Below are 19,881 nucleotides of genomic sequence, written 5' to 3' on the forward strand. Positions count from 1 at the left end.
CAAGCTGGCGGAGAGGAGAGGATTCGAACCTCCGATAGCGTTAACTATACACGCTTTCCAGGCGTGCTCCTTAAGCCGGACTCGGACACCTCTCCGCTTGGGTGAAAAAGGATTTAGCTAAATCAGACTTGCTTGGCAAGTACTTTTTGCATTTTTTCCCAATTATTTTAAATTAAATGAAAAAATGGACCTATTTAGGTAACTGGAGACTACCAATAAATTCATCAATAGACTCTGCTTTCACCCTTTCCAGAACTTTCGGCAGCTCTTCTGCTACCTTAAAAGCAGTATCAGGGCTGATGAAATTTCCGGTTCCGATCTGAACGGCCTTTGCTCCCACCAGCAGAAACTCTGCTGCGTCTTCAGCTGTGGTAATGCCACCCAGCCCCATTACCGGGATTTTAACCGCATTTACGGCCTGATATACGCAGCGCAGTGCTACGGGCTTAACAGCGGGACCGGACAAACCGCCGATTACGTTGGCAAGACGCGGGGTTCTGCGTTCAATATCCACTGCCATACCGGAAAGAGTATTGATCAGCGAAAGACCATCTGCTCCGCCGTCTTCAGCCGCTTTAGCACAAACAGTGATGTCAGTAACGTTAGGGGAAAGCTTGATAATGACCGGCTTATTCCCGGCATTCTTCTTTACCGCCTCGGCAACCTTGGTGATCTGTCTGGGGTCCTGACCAAAGGCGATACCGCCCTCTTTAACGTTAGGACAAGAAACATTAACTTCAAGTGCTGCCACGCCCTCTTCCCCGGCCAGAACTCCGGCCAACTCGCCAAATTCAGCAGCATCGGTGGCGTAAAGGTTAGCCAGCACAGGAAGAGTCTTCCACGGCAACTTTGGCAGCTTCTTATTAATGAACTCCTCAACACCGGGATTCTGAATGCCGATAGCGTTAAGCATACCGCAGGGAGTTTCTGCAATTCTAGGCATGGGGTTTCCTTCCCTCGGCTTGAGAGAAAGTCCCTTGACCACAATACCGCCCAGAGATTCTAGATCGCCGAAGTGCTTGAATTCAAGGCCAAAACCGAATGTCCCGGACGCTGTAAGAATGGGGTTCTTGAGCTTCAGTCCGGCAAAATCAATTGATACATCCATTTCTTAACCCTCCAGACTGAGATTATTGGCTTTAAAAACAGGCCCGGTTGTACAAACCTGAGTATGATGGTCATCGCCGTCTTTACAGACGCAGCCGAGACAGGCACCAACGCCGCAGGCCATGCGGTTTTCAAGAGAAAGCTCCGCATCCGCACCATATTTGTTGGCCGCATTCCAGATTGTTTTCAGGAACGGTGTCGGTCCACAAGCTACGATGAGACCATCTTTTTCCGCATATTCCTTAACCAATTCCTCCACCCTTGTGATAATAGAAGGGATATCTGTTGGCTTGGTTTCGCGAATATCTTCAACATCAACCTTACCTGCAATACCTTTATAAGGGTAATTTTCCAGCGGCGGACGGTGTGCAAAGAACAATTTAAGATTTTCAGGCTGCGGATGGGAGTCGACATAACCGCAAAAGGGAGCTATGCCCATTCCTCCGGCGAGCATGAGTACGGGACGGTTCTGCGGTTTGCTGAAAAAGTTACCCAGCGGTCCCCAGATATTTACTTCATCGCCCTCTTTGAGTTCCAGCAGACGGGATGTCCCGCGACCCACCACCTGAAAAAGGATGGTCAGACTGGTCTCATCTGCGTTACATATGGAGAACGGACGTCCCCAGACGAGGTCCAAAGGCCACGAAATAGGCCTGATCATGACGAACTGTCCGGCCCGCCAACCCGGCTTCCAGTCCGGAGATTCGAGTTTGAGTTCGACTATTTCCTCACCGGGTGAGGATAACCCGAGGGGCTTGTTGCTGATGACTTTCACAGCCCTGCAATTGTTTGCACTCATGATTTAATCCTGTAGATTTTTGCTGACCGCACTTTGCGGCATAAGCGTGATACATTATGAATGAACATAAACCAGAAATTCTTGCTCCGGCAGGCGATAAATCCTCTTTCCTTGCAGCCATAGCCGCAGGTGCGGACGCCGTATATGCCGGACTTAAACATTTTTCCGCTCGTATGGAAGCTTATAATTTCGCTACGAGCGAGCTTGCAGCCCTTGCGGAACTGGGCCGGGAAAACGGGGTTCGCACCCATATTCCCATGAACACCCTGATGAAACCGGACGACCTGAACTCAGCAGCCCGTCTTGTAGAACGCATCTCCCGCACTGTAAAACCGGATGCCCTGATCATTCAGGATATCGCCATGGTCGATATCGCCCGTCAGGCCGGATTCGAAGGCGAACTGCATCTTTCCACCCTCGCCAACGTCAGCCACCCTGCCGCTCTCAAGACCGCAAAAGAGCTTGGCGTAGACCGCGTTGTTGTGCCTCGCGAACTCAACCTTGATGAAATCAAGATGATGGCTGAAGCCTGTCCTGATTCCATGACTCTTGAGATGTTCGTGCACGGCGCACTTTGCTATTCCGTTTCCGGCCGCTGCTACTGGAGTTCCTACTTCGGCGGCAAGAGCAGCCTGCGCGGTCGCTGTGTACAGCCCTGCCGCAGACTCTACGGCGGTGCCAAACGTAAAGATGCACCCAAACGTCTTTTCTCCTGCCTCGACCTCAGCCTCGATGTGCTGACCAAGCCGACCCTTGCCATTCCCAAAGTCAGCTCATGGAAAATCGAAGGCCGCAAAAAGGGTCCGCACTACGTCTACTACACAGTAGCAGCGTACAAAATGCTGCGCGACAACCCCAATGACGCCAAAGCCAAAAAGAATGCCGTAGAATTGCTGGAGCTTGCCCTCGGCAGACCCACATCACATTCCGTATTCCTGCCGCAGCGTCCATACACACCGCTTGACCCGTCCAACGAGACCGGCTCCGGTTTCCTGATTGGAATTACCAAACAGGAGAAAAACGGCAAGCCCTACTTCAACTGTAGACAGGAACTCCTTGCAGGAGACTTCTTGCGCATCGGCTATCAGGACCAGCCCGGACACCAGACCATGAAGATCCGTAAATTCATCCCCAAGCGGGGCAAGGTCTCCATCCAGGTCAAAGGCAGAACCCGCCTCAAATCCGGCACACGGGTGTTCCTTATCGACCGCCGCGAGGAAGGTTTGGTCAAGGCACTCAAAAAGCTTGATTCCAGACTTTCAAAGATCAAAGTTTCGGACAACGTAGCGAGCAACATGATAGTTAAGCTGCCGCAGCCCTGTCCACTGCCTGAACGGACCGCGCGTCATACTTTACAGCGCAATCCGCCCAAGGGAAAAACAAAATTCGGTACCGATGTCTGGCTTTCCATGAATGCCCTCAAGCGTACACCGCGTCCGGCTGTATCCAAAATCTTCTGGCACATGCCCCCGGTAGTCTGGCCTGACGAAGAAAAGGAAGTCCAGAAACTCGTCGACATCACCCTTAGCGGTGGTGGTCGCGATTTCGTACTCAACGCGCCGTGGCAGAAAGCCTTTTTTCCGGAACATGCCAAAGTCCGCTTTCATGCCGGACCATTCTGCAACGTTTCCAATCCGCTAGCCATCGAACTGCTGGCCGACATGGGATTTTCATCCGCATACGTAAGCCCGGAGCTGGCCCGCGATGATTTCCTTTCCCTGCCGCAGAGCAGCCCACTTCCGCTGGGAGTTGTGCTTACCGGCATGTGGCCGCTTGCCCTGTCAAGGATCATGGCTGATGAAACAGAATTAATGAGTCCCATCTACAGCCAGAAAAAAGAGATCTGCTGGGCACGCAAATACGGGCAAACCTACTGGATTTATCCCGGCTGGCCGCTTGATCTCGGTGCGGAACGCAAGGTGCTGGAAAACTCCGGCTACACCATGTTCCTTGATATCCAGGAACCGTTGCCCCGCGCTGTGCCCGAGCCGCAAAGAACCAGTAATTTCAACTGGGATTTAAGTTTACTTTAAAAATCCCAAAAACCTTTATTAAGCTTCGCAACGGGTTCTGCACAATTGTGCGGAACCCGTTTTTATTTGCAGTCTTCCAGCATTTTGCGCAGATAATCAGCGGCCCTGCGGCCTTTGAGAGCGCGGCCCCAAAGCTCGGTAATCATCTGCTGATGCAATTCCAGTGCTTCGGGAGCAGATGTTAACATGCCCACACCCAATCGTACATTGGGAAAATGACATAATTTGTAGGGGCTAACACACAGAGTGGACCGCTTAGACTGGCGAAAAATCTGAAAATGAGTGCTGGGAACAGAATCTATCAAGACTCCGATTTGAACCCCGATAGGCTGCTCTTCGAGCAGAGTAATCACATTTTCAACTTCCCGCCGTGCGACTTCGCGCCGCTCTTGCAAAACATCTTCAGGCAGATCAAACGTACCCACAAAACCGCTACGCAAAAACTGCTCAAGATTTGTGGCGGAAGCAAGATTAACCATGCTAGGTCTGCGTTGCTTGTATCGCTTTTTACGTTCCTGCAACACGGAAAGTATTTCAGAGATATGGTTCAGAATATCAGGATCATTCTGCAATTCTTCCGGCAATCCTTCCTTAATGGAAATCTCTAAGTATTTATCAAAATCATCAGTGGTCAGCAGATAGGAAACCAGCCCGAACATAACCGAAAGCTGTTCCGACTCAGCCTCATTCTGGCGCATGCGCTCGAAAAAACTGATAGCAGAAGAAATATATTCTACACCGACACCCATTAATGAAGGAAGAGATACTCCAAATAACTCGGCTATGGATTCAAGAGTTTCAAGTTTGGGCGGATCTCCCTTTTCATAACGATACAAAGCCGCCCGTGAAATTCCGATCTTGGCTGCAATTTCCTCGGTGCTGTATTTACTGCCCAGCCTGAATGCCTTCAGACGGTAGCCTATTTCCTTGGGACTAAGTTCACTCATTCACCCATCTCCATGAGAGCTTAAATTCAACTACCTAACATATATTACTCTGACCACAGACAGTCTGACTTGCCATTACCATTATCACTTATGACTCAAAATCTCGTTTTTGTGAATATTTTTTTGAATTGTTTCAAAAATGAGATTTTGCTTGACAAAAATCTATTTTTTGAATCAATATCACGTAATCAAATCATAACTGCAAGCATATACGAATTTACTTTAAATTCGTCTTGCGGGCTGTTAAATTTGCAATCAAACCCGATTGCCAGTCGGGAAATTGCCGGAATTCATGGTTCCGGTTCGGCTTGATCCTGTGAAACTGCTTAACAGTTTCACGTACACACTTTCAGGAGGCTTCCAGAATGAAATTTTTCGGACGAATTGTTACAGTAGCTCTGGCTTTGTGCATGGTTATGGGTGGAGTTATTTCCGCCAATGCTGCCAAATACGAAGCCCGCATCGGTCACCTTGAATCCCCTCTTCAGCCCCGCCATCAGGGTCTGGAAAAAGTTGCCAAGCTCGTTAAAGAACGTACAGGCGGCGAAGTCGAATTTAAAATTTTCCCCTCTTCTCAGCTCGGCAACCAGCGCCAGATGAATGAAGGAGTACAGTTTGGTACTATCGAAGGAACTGTTTCTGCCGCGGCTTTCCTCGGCGGATTCAACCCTGCTGTTTCCATCATGGACATTCCCTTTCTGCTTCCTGTTGACCGCGTAAAAGCTCAGGAACTGCGTCAGGGCAAGTTCGGTAAAGCACTGCTCAAATCCTTCGATTCCAGAGGTTTCAAAGCAATCGCAACATGGCCCAACGGTCGTAAAAACTTCACCTCCAACAAACCAATTTCCACCATCGCAGATTTTAAAGGCCAGTCCTTCCGCGTAATGGATTCCAAAATCCTCATCGAGCAGTTCGCAGCTATCGGCGCTTCCGCCATCGCCCTGCCTTTCGGTGAACTCTACACCGCGTTGCAGAACGGCGTTGTAGACGGTGAAGAAAACCCTCTCGATACCATTCAGCGCATGAAATTTTACGAAGTACAGAAATACCTCGTAACTTCCGAGCACGGCGCAATGGAAGACTACGTTCTCTTTAACCCCTCCTACTGGGAATCTCTGCCTGAGAAATACCAGAAAATCATCGTGGATGCTTTCATAGAAGTAATGCCCGGTGTTGAAGCTCACAAAGAACAAGCTCAGAAAGACGCACTCGCTGTTATTGAAAAAGCTGGTGTAAAAGTATCTCCTCTGCATGCTGCTGATCGTGCTGCTATGCGTAAGCTCATGTACCCTAAAACCAGCGCGGCTTACCTTGCCCGTGCAGGTGCAACAGGACAGGAACTGATCAAGCTTTACGAAGAAGAATACGCACGTATTATAAAATAGTTAGAAGTTTATTCACGGCAGGAGAGGGTACCCTCTCCTGCCTTTTTTCAGGAGTAAGTAAAAATGCGTAAGTTGCTGGGTTCCCTGCTGGACGGGATACGAATAATCGAAAGAATTCTGATCATTTCCATCAATCTGATAATGGTCGGCCTGTACACATTCAATGTTCTGGTAAGGGAAATAATGCCCGAATACTCCAGCACTTTCGCATGGATAGATGAAGCTACAAGGCTGCTTATGGTCTGGGCGGTTTTCCTTGCCCTTGGCCTTGCCCTCGAACGTGGCCGTCAGGTGGCTGTAACCACACTTTTAGAAAAAATGCCCGACCTGCCCCGCAAGGCTGTCGGCATTATGATCAACCTTACCGGAACTGTCTTTAGCTGCTATCTGGTCTGGCTGGGAATCGCTCTCGTTAAATTCGTCATGCGCACAGGACAGCTCAGCCCGACATTAGGACTGCCCATGTACTGGCTCTACATTGCGCCCACCATCGGATTCGGACTGCTGGCCTTGCGCTACCTGCTCGAACTCTTAAGTATCAACGACCGCCACACCCGGCCCATCGTCACCCAGACTAAGTAATAAAGGCAGGTAGCAAAACATGACTCCCGTAATTATCCTTATCGCCCTTTTGATGCTCGTCTGCGGTTTTGAAATGCTGCTGGTACTCGGCGTACCCGCATTCCTGACCAAGACCTTCATGTTTCCCCGTATCCCTGATCCGGTGCTGATTCAGAAACTGGTCGGCGGAATCAACTTTTCCACCCTGCTGGCAATTCCATTTTTTATCTTTGCCGCAGAACTCATGGCTTCTGGGCAGATTGCCAAACGCTTGACTGACCTGATCAAGCATTTCACCGGACACCGTCTCGGCGGTATCGGCCATACTACAATTTTCGGTTCCATGGCTTTCGGTTCCGTTTCCGGCTCAGCTCCGGCAACGGTAGCCGCCATGGGCAAGCTCATGTACCCGGAACTGCGCAAAACCGGATTCAGCGAAAAATTCAGTCTCGGCCTGATTATTTCAAGTGCTGAAACTGCCCTGCTCATTCCGCCCAGCATCACCTTGATCATCTACGGCTGGATGACCGGAACTTCTATCACCGGACTGTTTATCGGCGGTCTTGGCGTAGGTTTGGCTCTCGGTATTGCTTTTGCCGGACTGGTCATATTCGAATCCCTGCGCAAAGGCGTAGGCCGTGGCGAAAAAAGCACTATACCTTTTCTGACCGTTTTCAGATCCGCCGCTTGGGCACTTGGCCTGCCATTTATCATACTTGGCGGTATTTATTCCGGCCTGTTCACTCCCACTGAAGCTGCCGCTGTATCTGTTGTCTATGCTATCCTTATTGAAGCATTCGTGTACAAGAACCTGTCTTTTTCCCGACTGATCAGCATTACCGAACGGGCTGCAATATCCACCACAATCATTTTCATCCTGCTGGCCATGGGCAGTGTGCTTTCCTACTTTGTCACCCTTGCTCAAGTTCCAGTACTGATCACAGATTTTCTTACTCAAATAGATGCCGGACCGATCACCTTCCTGATGATCGTCAATATCGCATTTTTTATTGCCGGAATGTTTATCGATCCCAACTCAGCCCTGCTGATCTTGGTTCCGCCTCTTTATCCGGTAGCGCTTTCAATGGGTGTTGACCCTATCCACTTTGGTCAAATCGTCTGCCTGAACATCTGCATCGGCATGATCACCCCGCCCTTTGGACTGGATATTTTCGTGGCTTCCTCCACTCTGGAAAAACCCGTAATGTCAATTATCAACGGAGTCTGGCCATTCCTGTTCATTAATATATTGGTCCTTATTCTGGTCACCTATGTTCCCGGCCTGGCAACTTTCCTGCCAAGCCTTATTGCCCCCTAAAAAAGGCAGGTTATCATTATGAACGCAATGACCAACAATATGGGTTCAGCAGGCAGCAACAGCCCCCATCCGGTTCCACAGACCCCGGCAAACCTTGAGCATCTGACCGCAGAAGCGGAAAAGCTCTTTGCCGATCTGGAAGAACTCTCCCGTGATGTGGCCGGGGTATCCCGCCCATCATACGGAGAAGCGGAAACACGGGCTTTTGAACTGATCGAAGATTTCGCCCACAAGGAAGGCTTGATCACCTATCGTGACAATGCCGCAAACCTTGTCGTCGAACTGGAAAAAGTTCCTGCTGATGCCGAATACATCCTCATCGGTTCGCACCTTGATTCCGTCCCCCAGGGCGGAAACTATGATGGCGCCGCCGGAGTAATCGCAGGTTTACTCTGCCTTGTTGAAATAAAGCGTAGCGGCATAACGCCTGAAGTTCCGGTTAAAGTCATCGCACTGCGCGGTGAAGAAAGCGCGTGGTTCGGTGCCTGTTACCTCGGTTCCAAGGCTCTGCTCGGCAAGCTGGAAGAATCCGAACAGGAACTGCTTCAGCGTGATGACAGCCGTCCGCTGAAAGAGCACATGACCGATTGCGGTGCCGAAGTTGAGCGTATTGCCAAGGGCGAAGTGCTCATTGACACATCGAAGATCAAGGCATTCTTTGAACTGCACATTGAGCAGGGTCCGGTCATGATCGCCCGCAACCTGCCCGTTGCCGCAGTGACCGGAATCCGGGGCAACATCCGCCATCGCAAAATCAAATGCATCGGCGAGGCAGGCCATTCCGGAGCTGTTCCCCGTTGGCTGCGTAAAGATGCGGTTTTCGCTACCTCGGAACTGATCACCCGTATTGATGATCACTGGACCACCATCCTTCAACATGGTGGCGATCTGGTGGCAACCTGTGGTATACTCTGTACCGATCCGCAGCATCATGCCATGTCGCGCATTCCCGGAGAAGTGACTTTCAGCTTTGAAGCACGCAGCCAGTACGAGCATACTCTCGCAGCCATTGAAGCCCTGCTTCACTCGGAGTGCGCCACCATCACTCATGAACGCCGCATAAATTTCGAATTCGACAAACCGGTTAAGACTCCTCCTGCGGTTCTGGATCAGGATCTGGTAGAACGTATAAACAATGCTTGCATTGCGGAAGGGTTACCTGTAGAAGCTATTCCAAGTGGAGCTGGGCACGATGCCTCGCTCTTCGCCAACGCGGGTGTTTCCACAGGCATGATTTTCGTGCGCAACCGCAACGGCTCTCACAACCCGGAAGAAGAAATGGACATGGATGATTTTATCCGGGGCCTTTCAGTACTGCACCGCACAATCACGGAGTTCAACTCATGAACAACGAAATCACCATCATAAGACCTGATGACTGGCATCTTCATCTGCGCGATGGAGATATGCTTGCGGCTGTGCTTCCTTCCAGTGCCAATATTTACGGGCGGGCCATTGTCATGCCCAACCTCATCCCCCCGGTAACCACTGCAAGGCTTGCCCAAGAATACCGCAAGCGCATCATTGCAGTAAAACCCGAGGGTTCACATTTTGAACCGCTCATGACCTGCTACCTGACCGATTCCACCTCAGCGGATGACATCCACACCGCCTACGCAGTCAAAGCATTTCATGCGGTAAAACTTTTCCCGGCCGGAGCGACCACCAATTCCGAGAACGGCGTGACTGACATTAAAAATGTCTACCCCGTACTTGAAGCCATGCAGGAAATAGGCATGCCCCTTTCCGTACACGGCGAAGTGACCGACCCGGAAGTAGATATCTTTGACCGGGAAGAGGTCTTCATTGAACGTGTGCTTGATCCGGTTCACAAAGATTTCCCGGAACTTAAAATCGTATTCGAACACCTGACCAGCAAGGCGGGGGTGGATTACGTATTCGAGCAGGATGAAAACATGGCTGCCACCATTACTCCGCATCATCTGCTGCTGACTCGCAATGATCTATTCAAAGGCGGCATGAATCCCTATATGTACTGCCTGCCTGTAGCCAAAACATTTGAAGACCGCGAGGCTGTGCGCAAAGCAGCTGTTTCCGGTGACGAAAGATTTTTCCTCGGTACAGATTCCGCTCCCCATCCGGCGCGGGTCAAAGAAAAAGCCGGGGCTGCGGCGGGTATTTTCAATGCCCCCACTTCAATAGGATATGTAACCCAAGTGTTTGACGAGCATAATGCTTTGGAAAAACTCGAAGGGTTTACTTCCATATACGGCGCCAGATTTTACGGATTTTCTCCCAATGGCAGCACTGTTACTTTGGCCAAACGAGAAACACCCGTTGAAATGGACTGGCAGATCAAAGTCGGTGGAGATATCGTAAAGATATTCAAACCCGACACCCCCCTTTATTGGGATTTGGTTGATTGATACCAGCTGAACCGTTATATTTCGGTTCAGCTTTTTTTTCGCGATAAAATAAAACAAGGAGAAAAAATGGTTCCCACCAGCTTTCCTGACAAAGAGACCATCGCTGAAATCACAGCGAAAATGCTCATCGAAGTAGAAGCAGTTCACTTCCGTGCAGATGAACCCTTCAAGTTCACCTCCGGCTGGGCCAGCCCGGTTTACATCGACTGCCGCAAGCTCATTTCCTTCCCCCGTGTCCGTCAGACCCTGATGGATTTCGGTGCTTCCGTAATCCTGCGCGAAGTCGGCTTCGAATCCATTGATTGCGTTGCCGGTGGCGAAACCGCAGGTATTCCCTTTGCCGCATGGCTTTCCGACCGTCTCATGCTGCCCATGCAGTACGTACGTAAAAAACCCAAAGGATTCGGCCGTGACGCTCAGATCGAAGGCGATTTCGCTGAAGGCGCAAGAGTACTGCTCGTAGAAGACCTGACCACCGACGGACGCAGCAAAATCAACTTTGCTCAGGCTCTGCGCAAAGCTGGTGCTGAAGTAACTCACACCTTCGTGCTCTTCCACTACGGCATCTTTCCCAAAGCAAAGGAAACCCTTGCTGACGCAGGACTCGAAATGCTTTCCCTCGCAAACTGGTGGGATATCCTCAATGTTGCCAAGAAGGAAAAGTACTTCGACACCAAATCTCTGGATGAAGTTGAAAAATTCCTGAACAACCCCATAGAATGGTCCGCCGCACACGGTGGTATTTCTACTTACCCTGAGTAGGCCTTCGGCGAATCTGCCGACGCCTTAAAATCTTTTAGTAGATTTTATTTTACTCTTTATCGGGAAGATGCTTTTTAAAAAGCATCTTCCCGTTTTTTATTGTGAAAAATTCTTAAAAAGTAACTTTAAAGCCCTGTCGGGATTGATTAACTGCGCAATGCAGGAGTATAGTCTCAAACCAGCGGTAATTTTAAACTGAAATCTACTAATTAAACGACTATCTCAAGGACTAATTATGAAAGTGTACGTAGGAATGAGCGCAGACCTTGTCCACCCCGGCCACATGAATATACTTAATATTGCCGCTTCGTACGGAGACGTAACCGTCGGGTTGCTGACCGACAAGGCAATCGCCAGCTACAAAAGACTACCTTTCATGACCTACAAACAGCGCGAAATGGTCATAAAAAACATCAAAGGAGTTACCGAAGTAATTCCCCAGCACACGCTGGATTACGTTGAAAACCTTGAAAAAGTACGCCCTGATTTTGTTGTCCATGGAGATGACTGGAAGACAGGTCCGCAAAAACAGACCAGAGAAAGAGTGATCGCCGCCCTTGCCCAATGGAACGGTAAACTGATCGAACCGGCGTATACTGAAGGCATCAGCTCAACCCAGCTCAACGGCATGCTCAAAGAAATCGGAGTATCCCCTGTTACCCGGCAGCAAAGATTAAAACGACTTCTTGCGAATAAACCGGTTGTCCGTGTGCTCGAAGCTCACAGCGGACTGAGCGGGTTGATTGTGGAAAATGCCAGCGTAAAAAAAGATGGTCGCTCGGTAGAATTTGACGCTATCTGGGAAAGCAGCCTCACCGACTCAACCATGAAAGGTAAGCCCGACATTGAAGCTGTTGATACCACCTCACGACTTCAGACCATCAATGAAATTTTTGAAGTAACCACCAAGCCCATGATCTACGACGGTGATACCGGAGGTAAACCGGAACATCTAGCCTTCACAGTTCGTTCGCTGGAGCGGCTTGGAGTTTCGGCAATTGTTATTGAAGACAAAGTCGGTTTGAAAAAGAATTCCCTGTTCGGGACCGATGTGGAACAATATCAAGCCTCCATTGAAGATTTTTGCTACAAAATTGAAGTAGGCAAAAAAAGTCAGGTCGGAAAAGATTTCATGATCTTTGCTAGAATTGAAAGTCTGATCTTTAACAAACCCGTAGGCGATGCCCTCGAAAGAGCCACCGCCTACCTTGGTGCAGGGGCAGACGGGGTCATGATTCACACTAAAAATAAATCAGAAAAAGACATCCTTGAGTTCTGCCGCCGTTATCAGGAACTCGGACACACCGCCCCCATCATTGCTGTTCCTTCCAGCTACAATAAGGTTTACGAGCAGCAGCTCATTGATGCAGGTGTAAAAATAGTGATTTATGCCAACCACCTGCTGCGGGCAGCCTATCCGGCCATGATGGAAGTAGCCAAAGAGATACTCAGAAATGAACGGTCTTTTGAGTGCAACGACACCTGCATGAGCATTAAAGAGATTCTTGAACTCATACCCGGAACCAAATAAAATGATTGATCCTCTGTTTTTCTTAAATAAATGTAAGGACAACGGATTCAGCACCTTTTACGGAGTGCCGGACTCCACTTTGAAACACTTCTGCACTGCTGCAACTGACGACAAAGAATTACAACACACCATATGTGTGAACGAAGGTGCAGCCATCGGCACTGCAATCGGATACCACCTGTCCACAACCAAAACACCGGTTGTGTACATGCAAAACTCAGGACTCGGCAATGCCGTAAATCCTTTGACCTCGCTGGTAGCAAAGGAAGTCTACTCCATCCCCATGCTGCTCATCGTCGGTTGGCGAGGGGAGCCGGGAGTCAAAGATGAACCGCAACACGCTTTCCAAGGGGTAATTACCCCGGCAATGCTGGAAAATCTTCAAATCGACTACGCCGTGCTCGATAAGGATTCAGACATTGAAAAAGAGCTTCATAAGGCCGATGTTTTTTTTCAAAAGCACGACCGCCCATATGCCTTGTTGGTAAAAAAAGGAACATTCTCTGAATATGAAAGTACGGCCGTAACTGCTGAAGATTATTCGCTCAGCAGACAGAGAGCCATTGAGTGTTTGGTAAATGCACAGAACGCTGACAATGTAATTGTTTCCACCACCGGAATGGCTTCAAGGGAGCTTTTCCACATCAGAAAAGATAATAACATTTCACACGGAACGGACTTCCTGACCGTGGGCGGCATGGGGCATGCCTCGTCAATCGCGCTTGGTGTTGCAGCTAATGCCCCTGGCAAACAAGTCATCTGCCTTGACGGTGACGGTGCATGCTTGATGCATCTCGGTTCTCTTGCGACCATCGGTTCAAGCTGCATAAGTAACCTGCTCCACATTGTCATCAATAACGGAGAACACGGTTCCACCGGAGGCCAACCCACTGTTTCCCGCGAAGTTGATCTTTGCCAAATAGCCAAAGCCTGCGGCTACAGCTCAGTTGCCAGAATTGAAACGGAAGATGAATTAAATGCCAAACTAGCTGAAGCTGAAGGACTCTGCTTTCTTGAAGTGATGACCAACAACCATAAATCAAAAGAGATCGGCAGACCGACCAGCACTCCGCTGCAAAACAAAAAAATGTTCATGGGTAATTTCTAATGGCTGTTTTCACTGGGGACGGCTGTCTGAAACAACTTCTGGACGAGATAAAAGCGCAGCAATACCACAATATTCTGGTAGTCACAGGCAGATCATCTTTTGAAAAATCAGGCTTAAAAGAACAAATCATTTCCAAGCTTCAGGGCTGCGAGCTTATCTTCTTCTCTGAATTCTCGCCCAACGTAAAATATGAAGAAAGCTGGGCCGGATGCGAAAAAATCCAATCATCCAACATTGAGGCAGTACTTGCCATTGGCGGAGGAAGTGTAATCGACATGGCCAAGACAATCTCCCTGAATCCGGAAAGCAGTGAAGAATTGCGCCAAATGATTCTTGGACAAAAAGAAATCCACGAAAACCTGCCCCTTTATTGCGCCCCCACAACAGCAGGTTCGGGGAGTGAAGCCACCCATTTTGCCGTAATCTACATGGACGGTCAAAAATATTCACTGGCCCATAAAAACCTGCTCCCCCTCGGAGTTGCCGTCGACCCGGAACTCTCAGCTTCCATGCCGCCGTACCTGACAGCCTGCTCCGGCTTTGACGCCCTTAGTCAGGCCATAGAATCATATTGGGCAAACGGAGCAACTGAGCAAAGCAGGAAGTACGCCGCAAAAGCAATTTCCCTGATCCTTCCTGCCCTGGAAAAGGTGGTACTCAACCCCGACCCGGAAAGCAGGCAGGACATGGCTTTAGGCGCGCACTATGCAGGCAAGGCGATCAATCTAAGTAAAACTACCGCACCGCACGCTTTTTCCTACTACCTGACCTCCGCGTACGGGATACCCCATGGACACGCGGTGGCAATATTCACCGGACTTTTTTTTAAAATCAACCAAGACGCCATTCCCAATAAACTATACGAAATCATGGGCTGCGCTTCAGCCGATGAGTGCTGCAATTTCTGGTACGAAATGATGAACCGCTGCGAACTGGAATACAGCATGGAAAGACTCGGTATCCCGGAAACAGAGTGTGAAAATATTGTCGGTTACGTCAATCTGGAAAGGTTGAAGAATAATCCGGTTAAGTTGGGTAAAGAGAACTTAGTTCAACAAATAATAAAATTTTATAACTCTGTTTGAACAAATCCTCACCGGAAACCGCACTGAATAAGCCGGGAAAGCTATCTATGCTTTCCCGGCTTTTGTATTATTTGAATCTGACAAAGAGATGGCTAGAACCGATCCATTCCATCAAATTCTTCTGCCGAAGCAAGGGCTTTAGGTTCTTCAAAATCCGGAACATCACAATCATCGGCTGAATCACACTTGAAATAACCCATCATCCTGCGCAATTTTTCAGCCTGACCTGCCAACTCTTGCGAAGTGGCCGAAACTTCCTCGGCAGCCGAAGCTGAAGTCTGTGTTGCAACTTCCACCTGTGAAACAGCAGCCCCGATTTGCTTGATAGATTCGCCCTGCTCCGCACAGGTAGCGTTAATTTCCTCTACCAGACCGGAAGTCTTACCGATTTCAGGAACCAGTTCATTGAGCATCTTCACCGCCCTGTCGGCTACATTGAGTGTACTGGTGGAAAGTTCGCTGATCTCCCCGGCAGCAACTCCGCTGCGCTCCGCAAGCTTACGCACCTCAGCGGCAACAACGGCAAATCCCTTACCATGCTCCCCGGCCCTTGCGGCTTCAATAGCAGCATTCAATGCCAGCAAATTAGTCTGCCGTGCAATATCCTCAATGATGGTAATCTTCTCGGCTATGTCTTTCATAGCATTCACCGCACCGGAAACAGCCTGTCCGCTTTCATCAGCCCTAGAAGCAGCCTTGGTCGCGATTTGAGCTGTTTCCTCTGAATTACGTGCATTCTTTTCAATTGATACTGTCACGGAATGAATAGAAGCGGAAAGCTCTTCCACACTGGCAGCCTGTTCAGATGATCCCTGAGACATGGATTCCGATGTGGCAGCAAGCTCTTCACTACCTGCCGCAATATTTGATACAGCAGAATTAACCCCGCCAACAACATCACGCAGCCTGTAAATCATATCCCCCATGGCATTAAGCATAGTTCCTGTTTCATCACGACTGGCAGATTGCACATTCTGGTTAAGGTCGCCATCGGCCATCTTCATAACAGTACTTTCTGCCGTACGTAACGGGCGGGCAATGGAATTCGTCACCAGCAAGGAAATAACTATACCAAGAAATAAAGCTACCCCGCCGATTCCCATAGCTGTCTTTGAAAACAACCCGGCCTCAGCTTTGAGAGAGACAGTACGCCGACCCATCAGTTCTTCCGCCAGTTCATGTATTTTTATCAATTCAGGTTCAATTGCATGAACGGCAGACCGCATTTCATTAGTCTGTTCCGCAATATTCATATTCTCATCCACAAGAGCCTGAAAAGCCGTGCGGTAAATATCAATACTTTTTTCAATTTCAGCCTTACTCCCAGCCGAAACAGAGGACTGCGAAAAAGCCATACTCAACTTTTGAAGTCCCTCCAAAGTCTTCTTCACATATTTTTCACTTCCTCGGAGCAGGTAATCTTTTTCATCTCTGCGTACGACAAGCACTAGGGACTCAACTCTCGGCACCAAGACAGACTTCAAAGCCTTTTCCATTTTCGCGGCTGATGTTCGTGCCTTAAGGTATAATGCAGTCTGCAAATCTGAGGGTACTCCCTGCACAATCCTCTTCATGGCCGATTCATAAACCCCGAGCTCTTTCAGCTGGATTTTCTTATTTTTTTCCAAGCAGCCACTTTCATTTACAGCCTTCCCATAAGCATTCAGCTCTGCAAATAGTTTTTCATGATATTTTGCGCTCCCAGTCCTCATAAAATCTTTTTCATACCTGCGCATCTGCAACCAATGCAAATACAAATCATCTACCGCATATGCCGGAACACGATCCATGATCACATGGGCAGCTTCCCTGAACTCTCCCTGTAGACCATCTTTAGGGCTTAACCCCTTGGTGACATAGCTTCCCGTAATACCCTTGAATGTTTTAAGATACTTTTGAGCATTAACCTTGATAGCCTCTGCTTGTTGTCTTATCTCAGTCAACCCTGTTTTTAAGCCCGTATCCGAAATATTGTTCATAGCTGTTATGATTTCTGAAACATTATTTTCAACACGTGGAACATATTTCATGTCTTTTCTAAGCATGAAATCCTTTTCAGACCTGCGGGCTTCCAGCATGGCAACCTTAGCATTCTGAACCAGCTGTGAAATATAAACTTCTTCATTTAGAACATCAGTATAACCTTCTCCGGTTTCAATTAGTGCAAACTGATACATACCCAATGCAGAAGCACACAAACTAAGAACAATAACGATGTTACCCAAAAACTTGGTCTTAATTTTAAAATTATCCAATAAGTTCATGTTCCCTCCATCCCAAAGGACTAGCCATAAATTTACTCCAGTTGCATAAGTGCCGCCATTACACATAATACAATTTAGTAACCAGACTGTAACATACAAATGCACATTTCAGCTAACCCAAAAAAATCCCCCTCATACTTTTCAGTACGAGGGGGATAAATATTTTATGATTAGAACTCAGCTAGAACGTCTGCTTAAACAGATCCTCACTGGAGCCTGATCCACCGGAATCACCATCTTCACCGGAACCGGATGCAGTTCTGGTAGGCTGAGTGCCTTCTTTGAATGGCAAGAAGTAGGTTTCCTTAGAATTCGGCCCTGCAAGCAAGCCGGAAGCAGCATCAATTTTTGCCATGACTACGCCTTCAGGCTGCGGGAAATCCTCATAAGGGTAATCCTTTTCCACCTTCTTGCGGTAGGCGACCCAAAGCGGACTGGCCGCGCGGGACCCGGTCTCCCATTTGCCCATGGGGGTAAGCTGGTCAAAACCGACAAAGACACCGGTCACAAGGTACGGAGAATATCCCATGTACCATGCATCCTGCTCATTGTTGGTGGTTCCGGTCTTACCTGCAACAGGACGACGAAGCACTTTGGCTCTCCAACCTGTTCCACGTTGTACAACCTCTTTCATCAAGTTACACATGATGTAAGCTGTCTGCGGACTGATAGCATCAGCTATTTCCGGTTTGGAATCATAAAGCAACTCACCCCACGCACTGTTCACAGATAAAACCAGACGAGCTTTTACCCGCGAACCGCCACGTGCAAAGGTTGAATACGCTTCAACCATATTGATGAGGGTCACGGATGCAGAACCGAGGGCAACGGAAAGGTCTCTGGGAAACTCGGACTCAAGCCCCATATCCTTGGCGCGCTGAATAATCTTATCCATGCTCATCTTGCGGGCAAGTCTGATGGTCACAAGGTTTCTTGATTTAACCAGAGCAGTACGGAGCAAGGTTGGACCGTAAAAAACACCTTCAAAGTTCTGAGGCTTCCAGAGCTTGCCAGCTTCCATATCAGTGTACACAAAAGGTGCATCCATCATGATGGAGGCCGGGGTGAACCCGTTATCCATGGCAGTGGAGTAAACAATAGGCTTGAAAGCAGAACCGGGCTGACGCTTAGCCTGCGTAGCACGGTTGAACTGGCTGCCCTCGCTACCCCGAAAGGTGTAACCACCGACCATAGCCAGAATATCACCGGTCTTGGGGTCCATGGAAACAAGTGCGCCCTGCACAACAGGTTTTTGCATGAGCGATACCAGCCAACTCACATCACCAAGGGTATCAGTATCAGGATCAACCTGATTAAAATTGACTTCACTTCCATCCTTGAAAAAGGCCTTATCAAGTCTTGCCCAAACCACATCACCCTTCTTGAGGATCTTGGTGGCATCTTTCTTGGGGCGGACATCTTCAGGTGCTTTTTTCACATCCGGGGTGCGGCACCACTTCATGCTGGTAACAGGCATGCTGGCCGCATATTTTCCAAACTTAACCGCAGCTTCCTTCTTGGAGACCTTGGTTACCAGAACTTTGACCCATTTTCCGGGGCGCAAATCAGGTTCAGGAATAATCTCGGAAGCTAAAAATCCGGCATATTCAGCAGGCTTGAGCTCCAGCAGCGGCCCTCTCCAGCCACGACGTCTGGTGGATGCTTCAAGTCCCTTCTTAACAGCCTGATCAGCAGCATCCTGATGCTTCATATCGCAGGAAGTGTATACGTTGAGCCCGCCCTTGTAGACGGTCTCTTCCCCGTATTTATCGATCAGCCAACGGCGTACTTCTTCAAGAAAATATGGGCCGTGATTCCATGAAGGATCTTCCATACTCTTATAGACAAGGGGCTGCTCTACAGCTTTGTTGTACTCGTCGCGGGAAATCCAGTTATGCGCGTACATCTGGCCGAGCACATAAAGCTGACGCGCTTTCGCCCTTTCAGGATGACGCAGAGGATCATAACGACTGGGAGCCTGCGGCAGACCGGCCAGAAGAGCGCATTCAGCGATGCTGAGTTCATCAACATGTTTTCCGAAATAAGTGCGCGCTGCAGCTTCGACGCCGTAAGCACCTGCGCCAAGATAAATTTGGTTTAGATAAATGGTCAGAATTTCATCTTTTTCAAGATAATGCTCCAGACGGAAAGCAAGAATGGCTTCCTTGAGTTTACGCTTATAGCTCTTTTCCGGAGTCAGCAGCAGACGTTTAATAATCTGCTGAGTAATGGTACTCCCGCCCTGAGTCTTGGCGCCGCTTTTCATATTAGCGACAAAAGCACGGGAGATCGCGGTGAAATCAACACCGTCATGCTGATAAAAGGAAGCATCCTCCGCTGCCAGAAAAGCCTTGGGCAGTAGCGGAGTCATCTCGTCCATGCGGACCAGAAAACGCTTTTCCTTATAGAAATATCCGAGAACCTTGTGGTTGCGGGAATAAACAGTAGTAACCAGCGGCGGATTATAATCGGTAATATTTTTAAATCCGGGCAGGTCACTGGCAGCCCAGAAATAAAGTCCGGCCATGGACCCGACGCCGAGGATTCCCATCAGCAGTGTCACTATCAGTAGGATTTTATATACTTTTTTCATC

General features: G+C 48.9%; 15 protein-coding genes and 1 tRNA gene. 10 read left to right on the top strand and 6 right to left on the bottom strand.

Going from position 1 to position 19,881, the window contains the following annotated elements:
- Positions 1–5 precede the first annotated feature (5 nt).
- From D0S45_14885 to D0S45_14895, 3 genes are all read right to left on the bottom strand, one after another.
- Positions 6–95 (bottom strand) — tRNA-Ser (locus D0S45_14885).
- A 95-nt stretch (positions 96–190) separates the two neighbouring features.
- Positions 191–1,108, bottom strand: coding sequence for a dihydroorotate dehydrogenase (locus D0S45_14890; GenBank protein TIH13347.1), 918 nt, complete (start codon positions 1,106–1,108; stop codon positions 191–193).
- Between the two features lie 3 nt (positions 1,109–1,111).
- Positions 1,112–1,906: a dihydroorotate dehydrogenase electron transfer subunit gene (locus D0S45_14895; GenBank protein TIH13348.1), complete on the bottom strand. Its 795-nt coding sequence runs from the start codon at positions 1,904–1,906 to the stop codon at positions 1,112–1,114.
- A 56-nt stretch (positions 1,907–1,962) separates the two neighbouring features.
- On the opposite strand from D0S45_14895, the gene D0S45_14900 reads away from it, so the two are divergent.
- Positions 1,963–3,939: a U32 family peptidase gene (locus D0S45_14900; protein TIH13349.1), complete on the top strand. Its 1,977-nt coding sequence runs from the start codon at positions 1,963–1,965 to the stop codon at positions 3,937–3,939.
- A gap of 62 nt (positions 3,940–4,001) precedes the next feature.
- On the opposite strand, the gene D0S45_14905 is transcribed toward D0S45_14900, so the two are convergent.
- Positions 4,002–4,886: an XRE family transcriptional regulator gene (locus tag D0S45_14905; GenBank protein ID TIH13350.1), complete on the bottom strand. Its 885-nt coding sequence runs from the start codon at positions 4,884–4,886 to the stop codon at positions 4,002–4,004.
- Between the two features lie 365 nt (positions 4,887–5,251).
- Here D0S45_14905 and D0S45_14910 point away from each other — a divergent pair, with 365 nt between their 5' ends.
- From D0S45_14910 to D0S45_14950, 9 genes are all read left to right on the top strand, one after another.
- The gene (locus D0S45_14910) at positions 5,252–6,271 is read left to right on the top strand and encodes a TRAP transporter substrate-binding protein (GenBank protein ID TIH13351.1); all 1,020 of its coding nucleotides are present in this window, start codon (positions 5,252–5,254) and stop codon (positions 6,269–6,271) included.
- 63 nt (positions 6,272–6,334) lie between these two features.
- Positions 6,335–6,853, top strand: a complete 519-nt coding sequence (locus D0S45_14915) for a TRAP transporter small permease (GenBank protein TIH13352.1) — start codon at positions 6,335–6,337, stop codon at positions 6,851–6,853.
- A gap of 19 nt (positions 6,854–6,872) precedes the next feature.
- On the top strand, positions 6,873–8,150 hold the full coding sequence (locus D0S45_14920) for a TRAP transporter large permease (GenBank protein TIH13353.1): 1,278 nt from the start codon (positions 6,873–6,875) through the stop codon (positions 8,148–8,150).
- 15 nt (positions 8,151–8,165) lie between these two features.
- A complete protein-coding gene (locus D0S45_14925; protein ID TIH13354.1) occupies positions 8,166–9,497 on the top strand; it encodes a Zn-dependent hydrolase in 1,332 nt (443 codons plus the stop codon).
- Positions 9,494–10,537: a dihydroorotase gene (locus D0S45_14930; protein ID TIH13355.1), complete on the top strand. Its 1,044-nt coding sequence runs from the start codon at positions 9,494–9,496 to the stop codon at positions 10,535–10,537. Before D0S45_14925 ends, D0S45_14930 begins: the two co-directional genes overlap by 4 nt.
- Positions 10,538–10,603: 66 nt before the next feature.
- Positions 10,604–11,299, top strand: a complete 696-nt coding sequence (locus tag D0S45_14935; protein TIH13356.1) for an orotate phosphoribosyltransferase — start codon at positions 10,604–10,606, stop codon at positions 11,297–11,299.
- A gap of 235 nt (positions 11,300–11,534) precedes the next feature.
- Positions 11,535–12,830, top strand: a complete 1,296-nt coding sequence (aepX, locus tag D0S45_14940; protein ID TIH13357.1) for a phosphoenolpyruvate mutase — start codon at positions 11,535–11,537, stop codon at positions 12,828–12,830.
- Between the two features lies 1 nt (position 12,831).
- On the top strand, positions 12,832–13,938 hold the full coding sequence (gene aepY, locus D0S45_14945) for a phosphonopyruvate decarboxylase (GenBank protein ID TIH13358.1): 1,107 nt from the start codon (positions 12,832–12,834) through the stop codon (positions 13,936–13,938).
- Positions 13,938–15,023 (top strand): iron-containing alcohol dehydrogenase family protein, encoded by a 1,086-nt coding sequence (locus D0S45_14950; protein TIH13359.1) that lies wholly within the window; start codon positions 13,938–13,940, stop codon positions 15,021–15,023. The genes aepY and D0S45_14950 overlap by 1 nt, the downstream gene beginning before the upstream one ends.
- Positions 15,024–15,115: 92 nt before the next feature.
- On the opposite strand, the gene D0S45_14955 is transcribed toward D0S45_14950, so the two are convergent.
- Positions 15,116–17,353, bottom strand: coding sequence for a methyl-accepting chemotaxis protein (locus D0S45_14955; GenBank protein TIH13360.1), 2,238 nt, complete (start codon positions 17,351–17,353; stop codon positions 15,116–15,118).
- Positions 17,354–17,468: 115 nt separating this feature from the next.
- Entirely contained in the window at positions 17,469–19,880 is a 2,412-nt protein-coding gene (locus tag D0S45_14960) for a PBP1A family penicillin-binding protein (GenBank protein TIH13361.1), read from the bottom strand.
- Position 19,881 lies beyond the last annotated feature (1 nt).

This window comes from Marinifilum sp. JC120, assembly GCA_004923195.1.
Taxonomy (GTDB): domain Bacteria; phylum Desulfobacterota; class Desulfovibrionia; order Desulfovibrionales; family Desulfovibrionaceae; genus Maridesulfovibrio.